The 15,456-nt window shown below is 49.5% G+C and carries 30 protein-coding genes; 7 read left to right on the top strand and 23 right to left on the bottom strand.

The annotated features are described in order from the left end of the window. The 22 genes from ACOTYB_RS07010 to ACOTYB_RS06905 form a co-directional block, all read right to left on the bottom strand. The coding region (locus tag ACOTYB_RS07010) for a hypothetical protein (RefSeq protein ID WP_421765785.1) at window positions 1-247 on the bottom strand (247 nt) is incomplete at its 3' end. Between the two features lie 555 nt (window positions 248-802). Beyond that, a complete protein-coding gene (locus ACOTYB_RS07005) occupies window positions 803-1,030 on the bottom strand; it encodes a hypothetical protein (RefSeq protein WP_023305915.1) in 228 nt (75 codons plus the stop codon). A gap of 65 nt (window positions 1,031-1,095) precedes the next feature. Then, complete coding sequence (locus ACOTYB_RS07000; RefSeq protein ID WP_023305914.1) at window positions 1,096-1,290, bottom strand: hypothetical protein; 195 nt, start codon at window positions 1,288-1,290, stop codon at window positions 1,096-1,098. A 68-nt stretch (window positions 1,291-1,358) separates the two neighbouring features. Continuing rightward, the gene (locus ACOTYB_RS06995) at window positions 1,359-1,595 is read right to left on the bottom strand and encodes a hypothetical protein (protein WP_032671572.1); all 237 of its coding nucleotides are present in this window, start codon (window positions 1,593-1,595) and stop codon (window positions 1,359-1,361) included. A gap of 66 nt (window positions 1,596-1,661) precedes the next feature. Further along, on the bottom strand, window positions 1,662-1,796 hold the full coding sequence (locus ACOTYB_RS06990; RefSeq protein ID WP_032671062.1) for a hypothetical protein: 135 nt from the start codon (window positions 1,794-1,796) through the stop codon (window positions 1,662-1,664). A gap of 4 nt (window positions 1,797-1,800) precedes the next feature. Continuing rightward, window positions 1,801-2,070, bottom strand: a complete 270-nt coding sequence (locus ACOTYB_RS06985; RefSeq protein WP_058686916.1) for a hypothetical protein — start codon at window positions 2,068-2,070, stop codon at window positions 1,801-1,803. A 7-nt stretch (window positions 2,071-2,077) separates the two neighbouring features. Beyond that, window positions 2,078-2,707: a glycoside hydrolase family 19 protein gene (locus ACOTYB_RS06980; protein ID WP_252052191.1), complete on the bottom strand. Its 630-nt coding sequence runs from the start codon at window positions 2,705-2,707 to the stop codon at window positions 2,078-2,080. Further along, window positions 2,707-2,985, bottom strand: coding sequence for a phage holin family protein (locus ACOTYB_RS06975; RefSeq protein WP_017384386.1), 279 nt, complete (start codon window positions 2,983-2,985; stop codon window positions 2,707-2,709). Before ACOTYB_RS06975 ends, ACOTYB_RS06980 begins: the two co-directional genes overlap by 1 nt. Beyond that, complete coding sequence (locus tag ACOTYB_RS06970; RefSeq protein WP_017384387.1) at window positions 2,975-3,364, bottom strand: phage holin family protein; 390 nt, start codon at window positions 3,362-3,364, stop codon at window positions 2,975-2,977. The genes ACOTYB_RS06975 and ACOTYB_RS06970 overlap by 11 nt, the downstream gene beginning before the upstream one ends. Window positions 3,365-3,947: 583 nt before the next feature. Next, window positions 3,948-4,526: a DUF1133 family protein gene (locus ACOTYB_RS06965; RefSeq protein ID WP_252072923.1), complete on the bottom strand. Its 579-nt coding sequence runs from the start codon at window positions 4,524-4,526 to the stop codon at window positions 3,948-3,950. Window positions 4,527-4,538: 12 nt separating this feature from the next. After that, a complete protein-coding gene (locus ACOTYB_RS06960) occupies window positions 4,539-5,528 on the bottom strand; it encodes a DUF968 domain-containing protein (protein WP_421765784.1) in 990 nt (329 codons plus the stop codon). After that, a complete protein-coding gene (locus tag ACOTYB_RS06955) occupies window positions 5,525-6,226 on the bottom strand; it encodes a phage antirepressor KilAC domain-containing protein (RefSeq protein ID WP_353435481.1) in 702 nt (233 codons plus the stop codon). The genes ACOTYB_RS06960 and ACOTYB_RS06955 overlap by 4 nt, the downstream gene beginning before the upstream one ends. After that, window positions 6,223-6,519 carry a Rha family transcriptional regulator gene (locus ACOTYB_RS06950; RefSeq protein WP_227113637.1) on the bottom strand — a complete coding sequence of 99 codons (297 nt, stop codon included), beginning with the start codon at window positions 6,517-6,519 and terminating at the stop codon, window positions 6,223-6,225. The genes ACOTYB_RS06955 and ACOTYB_RS06950 overlap by 4 nt, the downstream gene beginning before the upstream one ends. Before the next feature lie 15 nt (window positions 6,520-6,534). Beyond that, window positions 6,535-6,924 (bottom strand): RusA family crossover junction endodeoxyribonuclease, encoded by a 390-nt coding sequence (locus ACOTYB_RS06945; RefSeq protein ID WP_421765783.1) that lies wholly within the window; start codon window positions 6,922-6,924, stop codon window positions 6,535-6,537. Beyond that, complete coding sequence (locus tag ACOTYB_RS06940; RefSeq protein WP_421765782.1) at window positions 6,921-7,241, bottom strand: LexA family transcriptional regulator; 321 nt, start codon at window positions 7,239-7,241, stop codon at window positions 6,921-6,923. The genes ACOTYB_RS06945 and ACOTYB_RS06940 overlap by 4 nt, the downstream gene beginning before the upstream one ends. Then, window positions 7,238-7,465, bottom strand: coding sequence for a hypothetical protein (locus ACOTYB_RS06935; RefSeq protein WP_022650831.1), 228 nt, complete (start codon window positions 7,463-7,465; stop codon window positions 7,238-7,240). The genes ACOTYB_RS06940 and ACOTYB_RS06935 overlap by 4 nt, the downstream gene beginning before the upstream one ends. Next, window positions 7,462-8,121: an MT-A70 family methyltransferase gene (locus ACOTYB_RS06930; RefSeq protein WP_048229428.1), complete on the bottom strand. Its 660-nt coding sequence runs from the start codon at window positions 8,119-8,121 to the stop codon at window positions 7,462-7,464. The genes ACOTYB_RS06935 and ACOTYB_RS06930 overlap by 4 nt, the downstream gene beginning before the upstream one ends. Next, the gene (locus tag ACOTYB_RS06925; RefSeq protein ID WP_048229426.1) at window positions 8,121-8,615 is read right to left on the bottom strand and encodes a hypothetical protein; all 495 of its coding nucleotides are present in this window, start codon (window positions 8,613-8,615) and stop codon (window positions 8,121-8,123) included. The genes ACOTYB_RS06930 and ACOTYB_RS06925 overlap by 1 nt, the downstream gene beginning before the upstream one ends. Further along, window positions 8,612-9,490: a conserved phage C-terminal domain-containing protein gene (locus ACOTYB_RS06920; RefSeq protein ID WP_045895837.1), complete on the bottom strand. Its 879-nt coding sequence runs from the start codon at window positions 9,488-9,490 to the stop codon at window positions 8,612-8,614. The genes ACOTYB_RS06925 and ACOTYB_RS06920 overlap by 4 nt, the downstream gene beginning before the upstream one ends. Further along, entirely contained in the window at window positions 9,480-9,659 is a 180-nt protein-coding gene (locus ACOTYB_RS06915) for a DUF4222 domain-containing protein (protein WP_032619902.1), read from the bottom strand. Before ACOTYB_RS06915 ends, ACOTYB_RS06920 begins: the two co-directional genes overlap by 11 nt. Window positions 9,660-9,822: 163 nt before the next feature. After that, window positions 9,823-10,383, bottom strand: a complete 561-nt coding sequence (locus ACOTYB_RS06910; RefSeq protein ID WP_006809184.1) for a YmfL family putative regulatory protein — start codon at window positions 10,381-10,383, stop codon at window positions 9,823-9,825. A 22-nt stretch (window positions 10,384-10,405) separates the two neighbouring features. After that, window positions 10,406-10,657 carry a hypothetical protein gene (locus ACOTYB_RS06905; protein WP_071842884.1) on the bottom strand — a complete coding sequence of 84 codons (252 nt, stop codon included), beginning with the start codon at window positions 10,655-10,657 and terminating at the stop codon, window positions 10,406-10,408. Between the two features lie 34 nt (window positions 10,658-10,691). Here ACOTYB_RS06905 and ACOTYB_RS06900 point away from each other — a divergent pair, with 34 nt between their 5' ends. The 3 genes from ACOTYB_RS06900 to ACOTYB_RS06890 are packed head-to-tail and all read left to right on the top strand — an operon-like array spanning window position 10,692 to window position 12,235. After that, window positions 10,692-11,444, top strand: coding sequence for an XRE family transcriptional regulator (locus ACOTYB_RS06900; protein WP_047727474.1), 753 nt, complete (start codon window positions 10,692-10,694; stop codon window positions 11,442-11,444). A 47-nt stretch (window positions 11,445-11,491) separates the two neighbouring features. Further along, window positions 11,492-11,926 (top strand): hypothetical protein, encoded by a 435-nt coding sequence (locus ACOTYB_RS06895; protein ID WP_032619905.1) that lies wholly within the window; start codon window positions 11,492-11,494, stop codon window positions 11,924-11,926. Then, window positions 11,927-12,235, top strand: a complete 309-nt coding sequence (locus ACOTYB_RS06890; RefSeq protein ID WP_224019211.1) for a hypothetical protein — start codon at window positions 11,927-11,929, stop codon at window positions 12,233-12,235. A gap of 27 nt (window positions 12,236-12,262) precedes the next feature. Here ACOTYB_RS06890 and ACOTYB_RS06885 read toward each other — a convergent pair whose 3' ends face one another. Beyond that, the gene (locus tag ACOTYB_RS06885) at window positions 12,263-12,472 is read right to left on the bottom strand and encodes a hypothetical protein (RefSeq protein WP_048229423.1); all 210 of its coding nucleotides are present in this window, start codon (window positions 12,470-12,472) and stop codon (window positions 12,263-12,265) included. Window positions 12,473-13,284: 812 nt separating this feature from the next. Here ACOTYB_RS06885 and ACOTYB_RS06880 point away from each other — a divergent pair. From ACOTYB_RS06880 to ACOTYB_RS06865, 4 genes are all read left to right on the top strand, one after another. After that, window positions 13,285-13,440 carry a hypothetical protein gene (locus ACOTYB_RS06880; RefSeq protein WP_421765781.1) on the top strand — a complete coding sequence of 52 codons (156 nt, stop codon included), beginning with the start codon at window positions 13,285-13,287 and terminating at the stop codon, window positions 13,438-13,440. A 156-nt stretch (window positions 13,441-13,596) separates the two neighbouring features. Continuing rightward, window positions 13,597-13,956 carry a hypothetical protein gene (locus ACOTYB_RS06875; protein WP_248191177.1) on the top strand — a complete coding sequence of 120 codons (360 nt, stop codon included), beginning with the start codon at window positions 13,597-13,599 and terminating at the stop codon, window positions 13,954-13,956. After that, complete coding sequence (locus tag ACOTYB_RS06870) at window positions 13,956-14,783, top strand: chromosome partitioning protein ParB (protein WP_421765780.1); 828 nt, start codon at window positions 13,956-13,958, stop codon at window positions 14,781-14,783. The genes ACOTYB_RS06875 and ACOTYB_RS06870 overlap by 1 nt, the downstream gene beginning before the upstream one ends. 109 nt (window positions 14,784-14,892) lie before the next feature. Continuing rightward, on the top strand, window positions 14,893-15,456 hold the full coding sequence (locus ACOTYB_RS06865; RefSeq protein ID WP_251842242.1) for an ead/Ea22-like family protein: 564 nt from the start codon (window positions 14,893-14,895) through the stop codon (window positions 15,454-15,456).

Raw genomic sequence — 15,456 nt, 5'->3', positions numbered from 1 at the left:
GCCAATCTCGTGCTGAGCCATCCTCTGCAATTGGACGCAGACGCACCTGAACTCGCTCACCAGTTTTGAGCCCGGAAATAAGGTATACGGTAGCTGGCCAGAAGATGCGTTCTTTCACAAGTCGGCCATCTTCATGAAGGCATTGCATTTCTAGCACCGCGCATCCACCCGGCCATTTCCATTCGACGTTCACACCAAAAGGTTTGGGAGTGGTTTTTACGTAAGGGACGATTGAAGATTCTGACATTTTAATTTTCCTTTTAGACGTGAGCCTGTCGCACGGCAAAGCCGCCGAAAGTTAACGGTTTGCCCAGGCTCACAGCTGAAAGACTTTCTTTGATGTGCGCGTGCGATGCGCATAAAACCAAAACCATGTAATTGCTAGGATTATTAATTTTGGATATGTTGACTACTCAGTCCGTTGATGGTGGGACATCAGCGAACCTAAACAAGAGGGATGGCTGATTACCTCTTATAAGGATTTTTATGGCTACAACTTCTTGCCCAAAGTGCTCATCTACAAGGTTCGAAATGAAGGAGCATCCTGTCTCGAACAGTAATTTTCGTATCCTTTTCATCCAGTGCGCTTCTTGCGGCGCTGCTGTAGGAACAACGGAATATCTCAATACCAATAGTTTGATTAAAAACCTTGCCAAAAAGCTTGGATTTAGTCTTTAAAAGATAAGAGCAGGTAGTCAATCGTTGCCTGCTCTTCCCCATATCTCACAGGGGATGCCGCCAACATTATCCGGTTGTGGGGACAACTATTATCAAGCCCACCAGCAGGTGAGCTTTGTAATGGCTACGAATCCACCGCGTTATGCAGTGCTTCCTGACTGGCAATATGCTCGTAACGAGATACCGTCTTTCCATTCTGGTTCATCACATAGGCGACCTCGCCGGGTTTCAGGAATACATTTTTGTCCATTCCCGATACCGCGATGCTCTGCTGCCCCGGATTGAACCCTACACTCAACCCGCAATGAATCTCTTCGCCGCCGCCCGGCGACATCACTTTTACTGTTAACATGCTTCTTCTCCTTCTTCTGGTAATAAAAAGCCCCGCTATTGCGAGGCTATAGGTTGGTTTAAGAGCTAATTTATTTTTGTGCAGTAGCTAACCACTACCCTGTTCTTTTCTGCACCTCTGGCTTCAGCCATCGCTTCGGTGTAACCAGTCAGGCTATCTAAGAAAGAATCACCTTTATTAACCCTCATCACAAAATTTCCTTTCTCACACAAATTCCAGTCCTGGTCATAATATTCCCAGGTTAAAAGATATTCGGACATGTAAAGCTCCTTGAAAAATATGTCCGAAAACATTATCACAGGCACTCAGTGAATGCCTGCTGCAATGCCTAGCCGTCAGAAAAAGAAACACCGAGGTCGATGATGACTTTTTTCTGTTTCTCAATACGACGTTCCAGCTCTGCTACAGCATGAGGCCGGATTGCCTCTTCAAAGGCAGCATCCTGATATGCTGACTGGATAGTCACACCGAGACCACCTCCGCCAGCGATGAGATCGCGCTGTTTTTGCAGTTCTCGAATGTTTTCCCAGATGCTATAGGCATGACTTAAATCCTGAACTTTCATCTGTGGCTCTCTCTTGGGTGGGTATGGAAATATCCCCGCTATTGAATGTGAACACAGCAGCATGCTTCACTCCTGTTTCTGGCAGTTAGCCTGCCACGCTTTGTTATGCGCCAGGATGTCTTTCTTCGTCTGGCGGTCCAGAACATCCCAGTCATGAGCGGTGCCGTAAATGGGTTTAACCCAGTCGCAAGCCGTGTCCACTACCTCAACCCTTACGGGTCCAGTTGTCCCGCAGCTCGCGATCAACATCGTCGCCAGACATATGGTTAACAGTCTGCTGTACATTGCTGGCCTCTTTCGTTGCTTCAACACGGCGCTCTGCTACTGCTTCAGTGGCGGCGGCCTTCTCTTCAGTGCGCTGCTGGTCTGCTTTCGCTTCCGCTTTGCTGGTGCCGCGAATATGGCCCAGGCCAAAAGCGCCGGCAATAGCGGAAATAACCAGTGCGGCCAGCCCGATTATCGTTTCGATCCCCACATTCACCTCACAACAGAACTGATTTCGCCAGGTTAAACAGCGCGCGGCGTTTATCCAGCCCGTTACGGCCGCCATTGATTAATAGTGTCACGCGCTCAACGTCGCCGGAATGAAGCAGGCAACCGCGGGAGGCAAAGAACCATGCAGCTGAGCGCGCGGCGTATTCATCCTTTTCAAGCAGCTCCGGATGAGTAACAAGGTCCAGTTTCAACGCGTGGCCACAACTGCGATAGTTGCTCAGGCCGGTAACCTGTTTCAGCCCGCGACCGCGATATTTCCAGCCATCACCAGCGACCTGATTGCCAAGGTGTTCTTTTCCCCACTCTCCACCGTATACCAGATTGGCGATCGCTTTCTGATTTGCTGGTTGCGTTGCCGTTCTGCCAAGTGCGGCGGCCTGCTGTTGAGTGATGCGGTGGCTGCCGAATGTAGGGACCAGGTTTTCAGCCGCATAACTCAGGTTTTCCACCAGCCGGGTAAATCTGGTGCTTTCATGCCCCATCTGGGCAATAAACATGGCCTGATCAAGCGGTGCGGTGATGCCGTATTCCTTCATAGCGGCGTCGATATGCGGAAACCAGCGCGCAGCTAACCCGGCGCTGATACCAGCCGCCCTCTGAAATTGTGTTTGGTTCATTAGTGCCTCAGACGATCAACCAGCCGCGCCATATTTCCACGAACCTTCAGGATGGCGGCGAAGATAAGAATGTTTGCGACCACCACCAGCCAGCTGGAATCACGATAAAGGCCGAAGATGAACTGCAAGGGGATCGCGGCGTAAACCAGCACGGTTATATACGCCAGGACAGAAATAAAGGGGCGATGCCGGGCGCCATGTCGCTGGTAAAACATCAGCACGATGACGATGGCCGCACAAATAAACGCATTAAAGACTGCTGACGGGTCAATTACCATTTCCCCCTCCCCCACGTAGCCGCGAGAAAAACTTGAACACGTTGTTCAGGTCCTGGTTGTTAAGATAAGTGAGGATTTTTATACACAGGGCAGACAGAATCACTGCACCCAGTGCATCCAGCGGTTTTTCATAGTGCGAAGCTGCATTTAGCAGTGAGCCAATAAGTCCCGCCCCAAGCACCCCAACGATAAACGACGTCAGGAAATATGCTGCCAGTCGGGCACGCGACAGGTTCGTTGCTGTCGCGACGTAGAACACCGCACCACCAAACGCCCCGAACACCACACCAAAATCTGTATGAGTAAAGACTCCGTACAGGACTGAACCCAGCAGGCCGCCGCCGAGAACAGCGCCGGTGCCGGTTAATGGATCGGACATTAAGCCCCCTCTTATTGCCGTGAATCCTCTCAGTGATGAGGGGAATAAAAAAAGCCCGCTTTTGAAGGCGGGCTAATGAGTGACTATTAGTAAGTAAGGTAGGTAGTCGTGAGTCTTGCTAACTGACCTGAGTGAGACAGTATCGGGCTGGTTCACAACGGTTCAGGAGAACCATCAGGCAATTACCTTCAACACACATTTCAAGCGTAGCAGCAGTTTGCAAATTCATAAAAAATGGCCTGCTTTTTACGGCAGGCTCTCAAGGAATTTGAAACTGTATTGTTGTTGTCATGGTGCCGGGTGCCTCCCGGTGACTCTACCCCAGTCAGCAAAGCCGCGCGCATACCTGCAGATAGCAGTTGACTGGAACGCCCTTTCGCTTAGAAAGGATTCACCACAATAATAAGTTACGACTAATCCATTCTAGCGGTCAATACATCATCGACATGAGTCCTCTCAGAACGAGGGGAAACAAAGAAGGCCACCCGGAGGCAGCACCTTAAAATAAAAAACCCGCAGCAGTTGCGGGTTTATGTTTTGATTTGTTGCTCAGTACGCTTTACTGTCCCGAGCCTACCACAATTTAAGCACTTTCTTGCTCACTATGCAACTTAAATCTGTCGCCATTTGTGCCGAACGCATCACAAAGTGGTGCGTAAAGGATCGATTCTGCAAGACTAACCCATGTATCAATGCGACGACGGCATGTAATAAGGGTCCAGTCGGGGTGTTTTGAATTAAGCTCTTTAGCCATCTGGAGTTTGCTTTTACGCAGACGATGACGATCAACAATCACGCCATACAGCCTACGGTATTCTTCGTTCATCAATACCGCAGCAATAACGCCGTCAATCTTTAGCCCCTCCTCGTCTGAGCAGAACGCCAGGCCAGTTTTGTTTTTACTGTCGAGGATTTCACGCAGGTATGCTTCCAGCTCGGGTTTGGAGATGCCAGATTTCTTCATACGGCGCAGCGCATCGTTGATTGCGGTCTTGGTGATTTTTCCGGATGCAAGCAACTGGTTGAACATGTTCCCGCCTGAGCCACCACCGATGTATGACCAGCGACCCCACATGCGGAGCTTGCCCTGTACCCAGATGCTTTCGAGAGTGCGAAGGCGAACCATCTCGCCGGATTTGCCAACTTCTGAAGGATTGATCATTTGCGTCTCCACTTACGCCAGTACGCCAATTGCCAGCGCACGATCTAAAAACCGAAACAGCAGCGTTAACTGGTCGCCGTATTTCGCTTCAAATGCCACAGGATCAGCGTGTAACTCGTCGTGATGCGCTCTGCACAGCGGTATCACAAAAAGGTCATGCGCCTTAGTACCCATTCCACCCTGCCCGTGGCCTATCAGGTGGTGGGGGTCGTCTGCCTGCTTGTTACAGCAGACGCAAAGCTGGGACTTTACCCAGCGTGTCCAGTTCTCATTAACCCAGCGGCGGCGCTTTGGCCTAAGCATGAAAGATTCCGGTGACTCAGGGTCTACCTTAACGGAGACAACCTTCTTCACCTTCTCCTGGAGGATTTCAGTCGCCGGTAACGACGGAACAATGTCGCTTTCCCTCATTACGGAACTGTGCGATTCAGGCTTAATCCTGAGGGCTTTGCTCGCCACTGGTTCAGGAATAAGGTCAGCCAGATCGTTGCGTACCATCCACCAGCAGAATTCCGGAAGCGTCAGGGTATGGTCTTCGCTGAATCCCAGCATAATATTCACCCTTCCGAGTAACCATTTTACCAGGTTCTGCATGGCAATTCCTGCTAGTCTTTCAGTAGTTTGTTCACGCAGTTGGTTATCGCATCCCCAACAAAGGCGAATGCTCCCGGGTGCGTGACGCATCACCGTAAAGTCCTTTGAGTGCCAGTCATTGTGGGGCCACTGACATTCAAATTTACGCTCAAGCCATGCATCAAGACCTGACAGACCACCGGCACGCTGTATAACCCTCTCGTTCACGAAAATTTCCCGCATACTGGCATCATCTGCCAGCGGCTGATGTGCGTCAGGAATTAACCCGGATGGAAGATGCTGGATTGCCTCTGATGGCTTTTCAATCACCACCCTCCCCTGACGAAATAACCACAGTAATTCGTTGCCAGGACGGAACAGCACTACCCCGGACATAGGAGCAACTTCAGGTGTCAGTATGGCTCTCACGCAATTTGCCCCTTAGCAATATGTTCAGCCCACAGACCGCCAATCCATTTAACCCCCTTCGCCGTGAACCTTGCCTGGCTGAAGGCATAGTTGGATGCATTTGTGGTCCCGGTCTTCACTTCAAAGCGTTCTGCCTCGATGTGCTGGTGATATGGCGTTAGCGTACCGTTCAGGCGATACATGATGTGGTTGTCGAGAAGGAAAAGTCGGAACTCAGGTTCTTTTGCGTTTAGAAGCTTGGCAACCTGGCGGAATGTCATTGAACCAGTGGCCACCACATAGCGATCAACAAATTCAGCCTTCGGTGCTGCTATAGCCAGCTGGTCAGTGAGCATCTGCTTTTGCTCTTCCAGTTCCGCAGCCAGGCGAAGCGCCTCAGAAAAAGACTGTGGGACCTTTGGCTGATTTTGCTGCTCAAGCTCCAGCCATCGATCAATGATTCGCTTACGAAGAACGACGTTATAGCCAGATACCAGCGTCAGGCATAAATCCTTAGGAAGATGGAAGCATGGATAATTGCGGCCTTTGTCGTCATAGTAATCTCCCAAAAAGTCGGGAGATTGAATATTGAGCTGTTTGAGCATGTTCCGGATATCGGTCATTACATGGTCATGCCGCTTTTCACAAAGACCAGCGATTTCTAGGCTAGACATCGCTGAAAAACCAGGATCATTTTTTACATTGGATAGATTTTTCATAGCTGACCACCATTCTCAATAAAATGCTCAATGACTTTCAAGCGAGAAGCGTTGTCATAGGATGTCAGCAACACCAGAGCTAATTTCCTATCGAGCCTATAGCATGGATAAACTCTGCCCTTATCATCTGTATAAGTTCCCGAAAGATGGTCTTCCGGAAGCCCTAACCAGTTGAAGATAACTCGAATATCACGCAGAACGTGGTCATGGCGTTTGCCAAACTCCTTAGCCACCTCATTGCTGCTAACACTCAAAAATTCAGGTCTGCAAACCAAGTCTTTCAACTTGCTCATACTTTTCTCCACTTATCAGGCGGCTGCACCCGCCCTCGGTTTGAACTGAACAATCGTTAATTCAACCTTTCCGCCCTTCACCTTCTCGCCCCACTCAACAGTTAGCCGCTTAACCTGCTTATCATCGACCCACACAGAGGCATATGTCAGAGCATCAAAAATAGCTTTGTTGAAGTTATCTATGTCGCGGTCGCGGTAGTCTGGCGGATAGAGAATTATTTCAACGTCTGCGAATGCAGTGGATGCCTTTGGCATAGCTCGTAGTTGCTCTATCACTGACCTTCTTACGTTGGATTTATATGCCCTTCCCTTTTCGCTGATAAGCACACGGCCTTTCATTGGCCCCTTTGTCTGAAGACGCCAATATGTGTTTACGCTCGGCGGGAACGGGAGCACCAGTTTCATAAGGTCACCCCCTGCTTTTTTAGCCATTCCACCGCATTATCTCTGGCCATGTCTCCACCGGATAACAGGCCTTTAATGATCGCTACCGGATCAGAGTCCAATTCTGTTTTGACGACGGTAATGCCCCTGGCAGCGCCAGGAGCAATGGAGAGGTAACCCTTTTTCTTAAGTGCCTTCACGTGCTCAGCAGCAGCGTTCGGTGATGCGCAGCCAATTAATCCGGCAAGCTCCAGCATCGTAGGTGGGAAGCCAGCCTTTTCGATATGAACCTTGATAGCTTCGAACACTTCATTCTGACGCGGCGTTAATTCGATCATGACTCGACTCCATAACGCCCGTTCAGGCGTCCGATTACGCTGTTGAACATCACCAGGCTAACTCCCATAGGTTTAACCTTCTCGTGGTACTCCTTCAGGATCGGAGGCACTACGACATTCCAGCTTGGCTTTGGCTTCTGCTTTAGGGCTTTTTTGATGGCATCGTTGCATTGACGGGCTACATCACGCACAGCGTTCTCATGCTCGGTAGATAGCTTTTTCATGCGGCGCGCTCCTGTAGTTTTTTCATGGGAACGGCAACTGCCGGTATAAGCTCAACAGCTGGTGATTCAGATTGATTTCCCCAGTGGTCCCAGCCAGGCGCACCGCAACGGCTGAATAGTTCGATGCGTGGAACATCACCGTAAAGCTTCTCCAGACGGAAACGCGCCTCTGCTGGCTTCTGGCTGTGCTCACCGAGTGGGCTGTAAATAACCTGCTTGATGCTGGCGCACTTGCGTTCAAGTCCATTTCCCCTGGTGGCGATCAATAGGTCTTCGGTATTGGCTCGGGTGTAGTTCCCGCCGTTCATGCGTGTCTGTGCGTTCAGCAGGTCGAGGAAGTCGTAAAAATCTTCCACACGGCCTGCCTGAAGTACTTTGTTGATATGCTTCTCTGCCAGTGGGTTGAACTTTACCCAGGTAAAGCCCTTCATCGTGCGGACCTTAAAGCCCCACGCTTCAGCCAGCTCGATAGCCTCTCGGGTGTGTGTACCGGTGAACCACATAGCCAGAACAGCATCCTCGGCAGCCAGGTCCCAAACCGCGAGGCGCTTCATGTCGATAAGCTTCATCGTGCCGTAATGGTTATTTGCAGCGCCATTACTGATGGTGTTCCCGTATTCCCACGCAGGGTCGGCATAAATCAGTGAATATTTCATCAGACATTCCTCGCTCGGCCAGCCAGACACCATGCATTAGAGGGTGCTTTCACTTTCGGCGCCATGCTCAGGTAACGCTGACGCTCAATCAGTATCTTCATCCTCTGCTCTTCGTTCTTAGAGCGATTGAAGGCATCCATCAGAACCGTGGCTGCCCGCTGGTAGAGCCCTTTTTCAAACAGGCCTTGAGCCTTATCCATCATTGTGGTCACAGCCGGATTCAGAGCTTCTTCCTGTTCTGATACAGCTGGTGTATCTGCCCGGTTAATTTTTATTGCAGAACGCCCCTCGCTAACGTCACCACCCGGCGCTTTGGCAAAATACTGGTAGCACTTACCGTTATGCTGGCGGGTTGCGCGATTTAGTTTGACCAGATGGCATACACCGCGCTGTACAGCATGAAGGCGGTACTGAGGCATTGAAGCTGCGATCTGTTTGTTAGTTAACCCAGGGTTTTCAGCGATGAAAATTTGAATATCTTTCAGAAGGCTCATGAGTTCGCTCCTCTGAAGCCTGCCGGGATGGCTTTGTCTGGCTGACCGAATTTCAATGGATCTTGTTTGCGGACAGCGTCCCAGTCCTCACGCTTAGGTCGGCCTTTGCTATTCCAGCGCAACGCGTTCTGCAAATATCCTTCGAACTTGGTCGGCCTGAACAAAGTTGTTGGCTGCATGTGTTCGTAGTATTTCGTGTCTTTCCACTGCTCGTGCTTGTAATCAATAACCAACAGCAACTCATCGTGTGTGAAGTTCTCACGAAGTCTGGCGCGAATATTATCCAGGGAGCTTTTCCCCTTGCGGAATGTCTTACCAGTAACGTCATTGAGATGGTTGAGGATTAAGACTGCCTGACCAGTTATCAAATCAACCTGATTGACACATGCAGTGTCGGGTTGCGACGCAACCTGACAATTAGGTTTTTTATCTGATGGATCAGTAGTTGATTTTACTGACGGATCCCCACCAGATTCTGACGGGTGAAAACTGCCATTATTACTGTTTTTCGACGCATCAAATTTTGACGGGTCGGATTTTGATGCATCAGATTTTGACGCGTCAGATTCTGACAGGTGAGAAAAGGCAGCTGCCTGTAATTTCGAAACATTGAGCTGGTAAACATTCGATGCATTGCGGTTGCCTTTACGACGCTGCTGGCGGGTTAACCAACCGTCTTTTTCCAGCTGAGATATAGCTGTGCGAACCGTGCTCTCGCCAGCACCAATCTGGCGCGCGATGGTAGCAATAGAAGGCCAGCTAACCCCTTCATCACTGCTGAAGTCTGCCAGGCGCGCCATGATGGCAACGCTGGACAGCTTCATGCCTGAAGAAGCGCAAGCGTCCCAAACGTAACCGGTTAATTTAGTGCTCATGGTCGTCCTTTAACTCTGTAAATTTACGCTGGAATTGCTCAAGAGGGCTGAAGCACTCATGATCGTACCCTTCGCGGAGGTATATAACGCGTCGGGTCTCGGGCTCCCATCTGATGACGCGCACCGGGACGCCATAGTGATCTCTGAAACGCCGGTTAAGTTCTCGCATAGCGCTCTCCCCTTCCGACGCCAGACACCCACAATCGCCATAGCCCTGCTGTGGTTACATGGAACCCAGCGGCCTGATACCATCCGCTCATACCGAAACGACGAGGTGCCAACAACGGGAATACCACGTAGTTGCGGGAGACGGTTGTTTACCGTTACACTGTTCATGCGTTAGTTTCTCCACTGATACGACACGCCAAGGGGCCCGGAGCTGCACACTCGCGGGCCTCACCCATTTCTGGGAGGCAATAAACACGGGAAATAAGGTTCAGGAACGTCATGAGAGTGACCCTGAACTGATATGCGATATCGTTAAGACTTTGCCACTCGCTCCGGTCAACCACACCATCTTCAATGTAATGACGGTAAGCGTTGACCAGCTCACCAAGCCTCCCCACCAGCTCGGCCAGTTTCAGGCCAATCTCTTCGTTTTCATCATCAGGCACGGCGCCGGGAACGTGAATTCCGTTATCAGTTTCACGAGAGAACGCGTCAGCGATGTAACTTACTCCAGCAGCGCTTTGCAGCACCATTGCCCAGCCCATTGGAAAGATCTGGTCGCCACCAGCACGAAGGCGGTTAAAGAGTGAGTTCTGGGTTTCGTCCAGAATCTCCGCCGCTTCAGCGTATCCGCCTGGCAAAGCGGCAATTGTCTTCCTGATTGCAGCCACCAGCCATGCGGGCTGCTTCTCAACTTTCCATTCAGGTTCTATACCCACGGTCATATCCTCTTTTCTGTGGTTTCTATCAAACCGCTGAATCTGTAGGCTTTTGGGGACGACTAATCGCCTTGATCAATTCCTTTGAGAATTTTCCCTCGGAGGCTAAAGCGATTTTTTCCGCATAGTTAGTCTCGCCAGTAAAATCTGTACGAGGCAGACATCCTTTTTTCATCCACTTATAGATGGAACGAGCACTACATCCGCAAGCAGAAGAAATGGTAATTACACCAATCTCCTTAATTGCTTCGGTAAGAGTTGGGAGTTTTTTCTCTTGCATATGAACCTCACTTTATGAACTTAAAGTACATATTATGACGGAACTGATAGTTCACGCAAGTACACCTATTATTGAACTCATGGTTCAGGAAGAAAGAGCGCGACAAGACTTCTCCAAAAGGCTAGCGCTGGCCTGTGAAAAAGCTGGTTTACAGATTCATGGTCGACAGGCAGAAATTGCTAAGAAAATGAAGCTAACACCTAAAGCTGTGAGCAAATGGTTTAACGGGGAAGCAATACCAAGGCGCGGAAAGTTGCAGGAATTAGCAGCTTATCTTGGCACGTCTGCCACTTACCTGTTAGGTGACTCTTCTGAGGATGGGATTATCAAAAGACAAGCCAGTATTGCCAATGACGTTTACCGCGTCGACGTTCTCGACCTGACTGTCAGTGCGGGGCCAGGCTCGTTCATGATTTCTGAGTTTGTAGAAGTTCTGCATGCTATTGAGTTCACAAGTGAACATGCGCGCTCCCTCTTTGGTAACCGACCTCAGCACGATGTGAAGGTCATGACTGTAGACGGTGACAGCATGTGCCCAACGATTCAATCTGGTGACCGCCTCTTCTTTGATGTGTCAGTGAGGAACTTCAAGGTTGACGGAGTTTATGCATTTGTTTTCGGGCAACACTTTCATGTCAAACGTCTGCAAATGCAGGGATTACAGTTAGCCGTGCTTTCAGATAACCCGGCATACAAAGACTGGTACGTAACTGAAGAGAATCAGGACCAGCTATACATCATGGGCAAAGCCCTCATCCATGAGTCAATAGCGTATAACAAGCTGTAGAGACGAAGCTGCGGCTGGTTTAAGTTCCTTTCTGCGGAATTAAGATTATGATTTATGAAAAGGTTTTATTTATTTATACCACTTTATTGCAGGAAGGAATGGCGGCTGCCGGTTTTAACACTCCAAACGTGGTTCTTTTTGATGTTGACCCACTTAAGATCTATTCATTAGTTGTGACGTGCGGATTTTTAACAGATACATCTAAAATTTACTGGAACGAGATTGACGTAACTTTTAATGATAAATCTGTTATTGATCCTACATTCGATGGTGAAAGCACTTTCAACGTATTAGGCAGTGGATACCCAAACAAAGATCACTACTCCTCCGTTTCTTCTTTCTACCTGAAAGGCATAAGGTTAACAAACCCAGGTTTATACACTGCGAAGGTTTCCCTCTATGACAGCGGGGCAGACGGGAATAAAGGAAATCTAATTGATATTAAGGAAAGTCACTTTATCGTAGCGGGGGATTTTGAGTAGATGGGAGAGCTTTTTAAATTAAATAGTCCTAACCTTGAAAACACAAATTATGCACCTCATAATACTGAGCATGGTAGCGGCAGTGGCGGAGGTGACGATATGCTTCAGAGAGTGAAAGAGCTTGAAACAAAAGTCGCAACCCTTGTAACCGATGTTGCAATCATCAAAGACAAGCTAGCTTCAAAAGAAGATATTCAGTCAGTAAAGACAGAGCTACATAAAGAGTTGAATGCTCAAACATGGAAAATCATTACAGCTCTAGTCATAACTGTGCTTTTAGCTGTCTTTTCTAAATACTTTATCAAATGACCCGGGCGTCAGGCCGGGTTTTAATGCTTACTTCACAGCCTTACTACCTTTCCTCACTATCTCCGCAGCATCCCTGTTAACTCCCTTGCCGATCACATTGCCCGTTTCTCTGCGATACTGTTCCAGCTTCTTGATGATAGCTTCCTGCGTCAATGGCTGGCCTGAGAGCGACAAATCCTTAACCGCCCTGCCCATGGCATGAACAATCATACTTACCCTTTCATCGTCCAAATCCATTAATGCGCCCCTTTCTGATGTTTATTTAATCATAACATCATTATCTGATAAAAATAAATAACCCGAAAAATCAATACATTATTGCATTGCAATCATTAAATGTACTTTTGGTACTTTACATAATTGAACTATTGGTACATATTAATTTCATTAGCTACTAACAGTTAGCAGTACGGCATATGGCACATGTGCCGCAGCGGTCCGGGGATTCCTTGCAAGACATATCCAGATCCAGCGGGTAGCCGGAATGTGCAAGCCAGTTGTGTACGACAGCCAGAGACGTTTCACCAGCGTGGCGATCAGGTGTGACACCTCGGAAGAGACGAGGCCATAACAGGTAAGAGCACTGATGTTTGCGTTTCACACCTGGGCGCGAATATCCATCTCAGGCAGTGCTCTTTCCGTTGTGGTGAATTGAAAAGGCAGAGGACGTGCTGTTAGGCGTAAGCCGGAGTTAGTCACCGGCCACCACAACCCAATCACGCCTTAGGACCGTGGTAAACCCGTAGTAGCTGTACCAGATGCTGTGTGTAGTCTTGGCGGTCGGCAGTTGTGAATGTCCTTAATGTCGACCGCCCCTTTTCACAACTGAAAGCGCGTTCAGCCGGTTCCTTGAGAGGCCTCAGTCGTTAAATCAACTCAGGGGAACGCGCTCCCAATTGTGGAGAAACTAAAAGGCGGTTGCAGCCGCCCGTTTCACTAAGTGCCCTGCCTCGGGCGCTTATTAAAACGAACCCAAATTATTTTTTGTCGCCACCCGGCGAGGGATTCATTCAACCAAAATTCAAGCGGATATTTCCACTGGAGGACTGATGAACCACCTCGAATTTATTGAGAAAAACGTGAGGGAACAGCTGATAAAGCAAGGTTTTTCCTCTTCGGTGGCTCAGGGGGGGCGTGGCAAGCAATTGATTTATATAAACGTATGTCACAAGCCAGTAAGAAAGGCGCGATTTTCGACGATGTGATGAGGCATGCGAAAGCCTGGGCAGATAAACAGGTTTCAAAAGCTGAAGTTACCCGGAGAAAACGTACCTCCCCTAAAGACCAAGGCGGCCTCTTCTAAGTTGTAAGGCCAAGAATTTAGCGCTGTGCAGAGCGCTTATAACACGGAGAAACTATCCATGACGAACACACAGAACGTCACCGAGTTACAACCACGCATGACCAGAGAGCAGTTGATCGAAGCCGCTCGTATCGCCGCTAAGTTCCTGCCAGTTGCATCAGCTCAGCTTATGAATGAGCTTGCTAACCGTCTAGATATCACCAGCGTAGCGCTTTGCGAAGCGATGGCGCAGCGTAAGGAACTGGCTGAGCAGAACGCTATCCTGCGCGAGGATGTTGCCAGCTGGGCCAAAGAGTGCGACCGCATAGAAGAGCGCCACACCAAAAAGCCTACCAACATGCACCTGCTGGAAGCTCAGCGAGAACTCCGTGAGCTGCCTCGTGTCGTCATTCCCCTGAATAATGAGGTCACTCTCTAATGGCTAACTCATTCAAGCAAATGACCAGGGCCGGTGTGATTAAGCGCACCGATACCGGGATGTTTATCGCTCTTTCAGATATCCACGTTCGTGAAGGTTTCAACAAGCGTGAAGACGATGAACGCACCCGCCAGGCTGACAATGACCTGTTCAACTACCTGATGAACGGCGGATCAGTTCCACCGCTGGAAGTTATCGCACGTGATGAAGGTGGTGTGTGGGTTGTAGAAGGTCACCGCCGCCGTCGCTGCTATGCGCGCTGCGCTGAAGCTGGCAAGCCAGTGGACCGCATTCACATCATGCCGTTCAACGGTAACGATGTTCAGCGCCTGGCGCGCATCATGACCAGTAACAACCAGCTGCCGCTCTCCGACATGGAACAGGCTGCAGTTATTCAGGAGTTGCATAACGCTTTCAACCAGACCACCAGCGAGATCGCAAAACTAGTCAACAAGTCTGTTCCTACTGTCGAAAAGCTTCTGCTTCTTAGCACAGCTAACCATGACGTTCAGAAAGAAGTTAAATCCGGGACCGTGTCCGTAGATGTGGCAGTTGATCGTGTAAAAGAGTTCGGCGAAAAGGCCGGTGAGGTTCTTCAGAAGGATAAAGCTTCAGCTGCCGCAAAGGGTAAGAAGAAAGTTACCCGCAGCGTGATAGCGCCGGAAATTAGCGTGAAGAAAGCGCGGCGTCTTGTAGAACTGATCAGCCTGGCGGGTATAAGCGACACAGGTGTTATCTCTCTTGAAGGATTGGTCCATGCAGAAGTCGTGGAAATTATCGACGAGCACAAAGCTATCGCCGCGCAGCGTCATGGAGAAAAATCATGATTACTGGAACCTCAAATTACGATGAAGTTCCGGTAGTTCCCTGCAAAATCTGTGGTGGTTACTACAAGGCTGATGAGCCTGAAATGCACGTCTGCGAGGAGGCCGCCCAATGAGCAACATCGACAAACGCGCATTACGTGAAGCGGCTGAGAAGGCTACGAAAGGTCAGTGGGCCGTTGAATTCGACGATGAGATTTACTCCACTGACGGCGTGAACAATGAGCAAATAGCCATGGTGTTCAGTGAAAATGAAGCGCGTGATGCTGCATTCATCGCCGCCGCCAACCCCGTCACCGTGCTGGCGCTGCTGGATGAGCTGGAAGCCAAAGACAAGAGCATCGACTTCCTGAAAGACCAGTTAGCTCAACTGGCAAACTTCAACCCTGACTTTGACAAGCTGGAGGCAGCAACTGACAGCCTTCGTGAGCACATGGACGAACTCACAGCAGCACGTACTCGCATCGCTGAGTTGGAAGCACTACAGCGTAAGCCGGTGATGTTTATCGATGGGGATATTTCACCTTCTGACGCTGAAAAGCTGGCGGCTGTTATTAGTGAGTTCAACGAAGAGACAGAAACCCCGGCGGCAAGAATGGCACGGATTATTCGCGAAAACCCGCATCCGACAAACATGTGCGATATGCCAGGCGCTGGCACCGCTAAGGGAGAGTGA

Origin of the sequence: Enterobacter cloacae complex sp. IR5450 (genome assembly GCF_049238665.1) — a bacterium.
Lineage (GTDB): Bacteria > Pseudomonadota > Gammaproteobacteria > Enterobacterales > Enterobacteriaceae > Enterobacter > Enterobacter hormaechei_C.
This window is presented reverse-complemented; position numbering and strand designations above follow the sequence as displayed.

Coding starts and splice junctions, on each gene's coding strand:
- ACOTYB_RS06995 (WP_032671572.1), bottom strand. CDS start 1,595: ATGAAAGTTCAGGATTTAAGTCATGCCTATAGCATCTGGGAAAACATT.
- ACOTYB_RS06905 (WP_071842884.1), bottom strand. CDS start 10,657: ATGCAAGAGAAAAAACTCCCAACTCTTACCGAAGCAATTAAGGAGATT.
- ACOTYB_RS06945 (WP_421765783.1), bottom strand. CDS start 6,924: ATGAAACTGGTGCTCCCGTTCCCGCCGAGCGTAAACACATATTGGCGT.
- ACOTYB_RS07000 (WP_023305914.1), bottom strand. CDS start 1,290: ATGTCCGAATATCTTTTAACCTGGGAATATTATGACCAGGACTGGAAT.
- ACOTYB_RS06950 (WP_227113637.1), bottom strand. CDS start 6,519: ATGAGCAAGTTGAAAGACTTGGTTTGCAGACCTGAATTTTTGAGTGTT.
- ACOTYB_RS06880 (WP_421765781.1), top strand. CDS start 13,285: ATGAACCACCTCGAATTTATTGAGAAAAACGTGAGGGAACAGCTGATA.
- ACOTYB_RS06930 (WP_048229428.1), bottom strand. CDS start 8,121: ATGAAATATTCACTGATTTATGCCGACCCTGCGTGGGAATACGGGAAC.
- ACOTYB_RS06895 (WP_032619905.1), top strand. CDS start 11,492: ATGATTTATGAAAAGGTTTTATTTATTTATACCACTTTATTGCAGGAA.
- ACOTYB_RS06870 (WP_421765780.1), top strand. CDS start 13,956: ATGGCTAACTCATTCAAGCAAATGACCAGGGCCGGTGTGATTAAGCGC.
- ACOTYB_RS06920 (WP_045895837.1), bottom strand. CDS start 9,490: ATGAGCACTAAATTAACCGGTTACGTTTGGGACGCTTGCGCTTCTTCA.
- ACOTYB_RS06935 (WP_022650831.1), bottom strand. CDS start 7,465: ATGAAAAAGCTATCTACCGAGCATGAGAACGCTGTGCGTGATGTAGCC.
- ACOTYB_RS06890 (WP_224019211.1), top strand. CDS start 11,927: ATGGGAGAGCTTTTTAAATTAAATAGTCCTAACCTTGAAAACACAAAT.
- ACOTYB_RS06875 (WP_248191177.1), top strand. CDS start 13,597: ATGACGAACACACAGAACGTCACCGAGTTACAACCACGCATGACCAGA.
- ACOTYB_RS06980 (WP_252052191.1), bottom strand. CDS start 2,707: ATGAACCAAACACAATTTCAGAGGGCGGCTGGTATCAGCGCCGGGTTA.
- ACOTYB_RS06885 (WP_048229423.1), bottom strand. CDS start 12,472: ATGGATTTGGACGATGAAAGGGTAAGTATGATTGTTCATGCCATGGGC.
- ACOTYB_RS06925 (WP_048229426.1), bottom strand. CDS start 8,615: ATGAGCCTTCTGAAAGATATTCAAATTTTCATCGCTGAAAACCCTGGG.
- ACOTYB_RS06955 (WP_353435481.1), bottom strand. CDS start 6,226: ATGAAAAATCTATCCAATGTAAAAAATGATCCTGGTTTTTCAGCGATG.
- ACOTYB_RS06865 (WP_251842242.1), top strand. CDS start 14,893: ATGAGCAACATCGACAAACGCGCATTACGTGAAGCGGCTGAGAAGGCT.
- ACOTYB_RS06940 (WP_421765782.1), bottom strand. CDS start 7,241: ATGATCGAATTAACGCCGCGTCAGAATGAAGTGTTCGAAGCTATCAAG.
- ACOTYB_RS06965 (WP_252072923.1), bottom strand. CDS start 4,526: ATGATCAATCCTTCAGAAGTTGGCAAATCCGGCGAGATGGTTCGCCTT.
- ACOTYB_RS06975 (WP_017384386.1), bottom strand. CDS start 2,985: ATGGTAATTGACCCGTCAGCAGTCTTTAATGCGTTTATTTGTGCGGCC.
- ACOTYB_RS06900 (WP_047727474.1), top strand. CDS start 10,692: ATGACGGAACTGATAGTTCACGCAAGTACACCTATTATTGAACTCATG.
- ACOTYB_RS06970 (WP_017384387.1), bottom strand. CDS start 3,364: ATGTCCGATCCATTAACCGGCACCGGCGCTGTTCTCGGCGGCGGCCTG.
- ACOTYB_RS06910 (WP_006809184.1), bottom strand. CDS start 10,383: ATGACCGTGGGTATAGAACCTGAATGGAAAGTTGAGAAGCAGCCCGCA.
- ACOTYB_RS06915 (WP_032619902.1), bottom strand. CDS start 9,659: ATGCGAGAACTTAACCGGCGTTTCAGAGATCACTATGGCGTCCCGGTG.
- ACOTYB_RS07005 (WP_023305915.1), bottom strand. CDS start 1,030: ATGTTAACAGTAAAAGTGATGTCGCCGGGCGGCGGCGAAGAGATTCAT.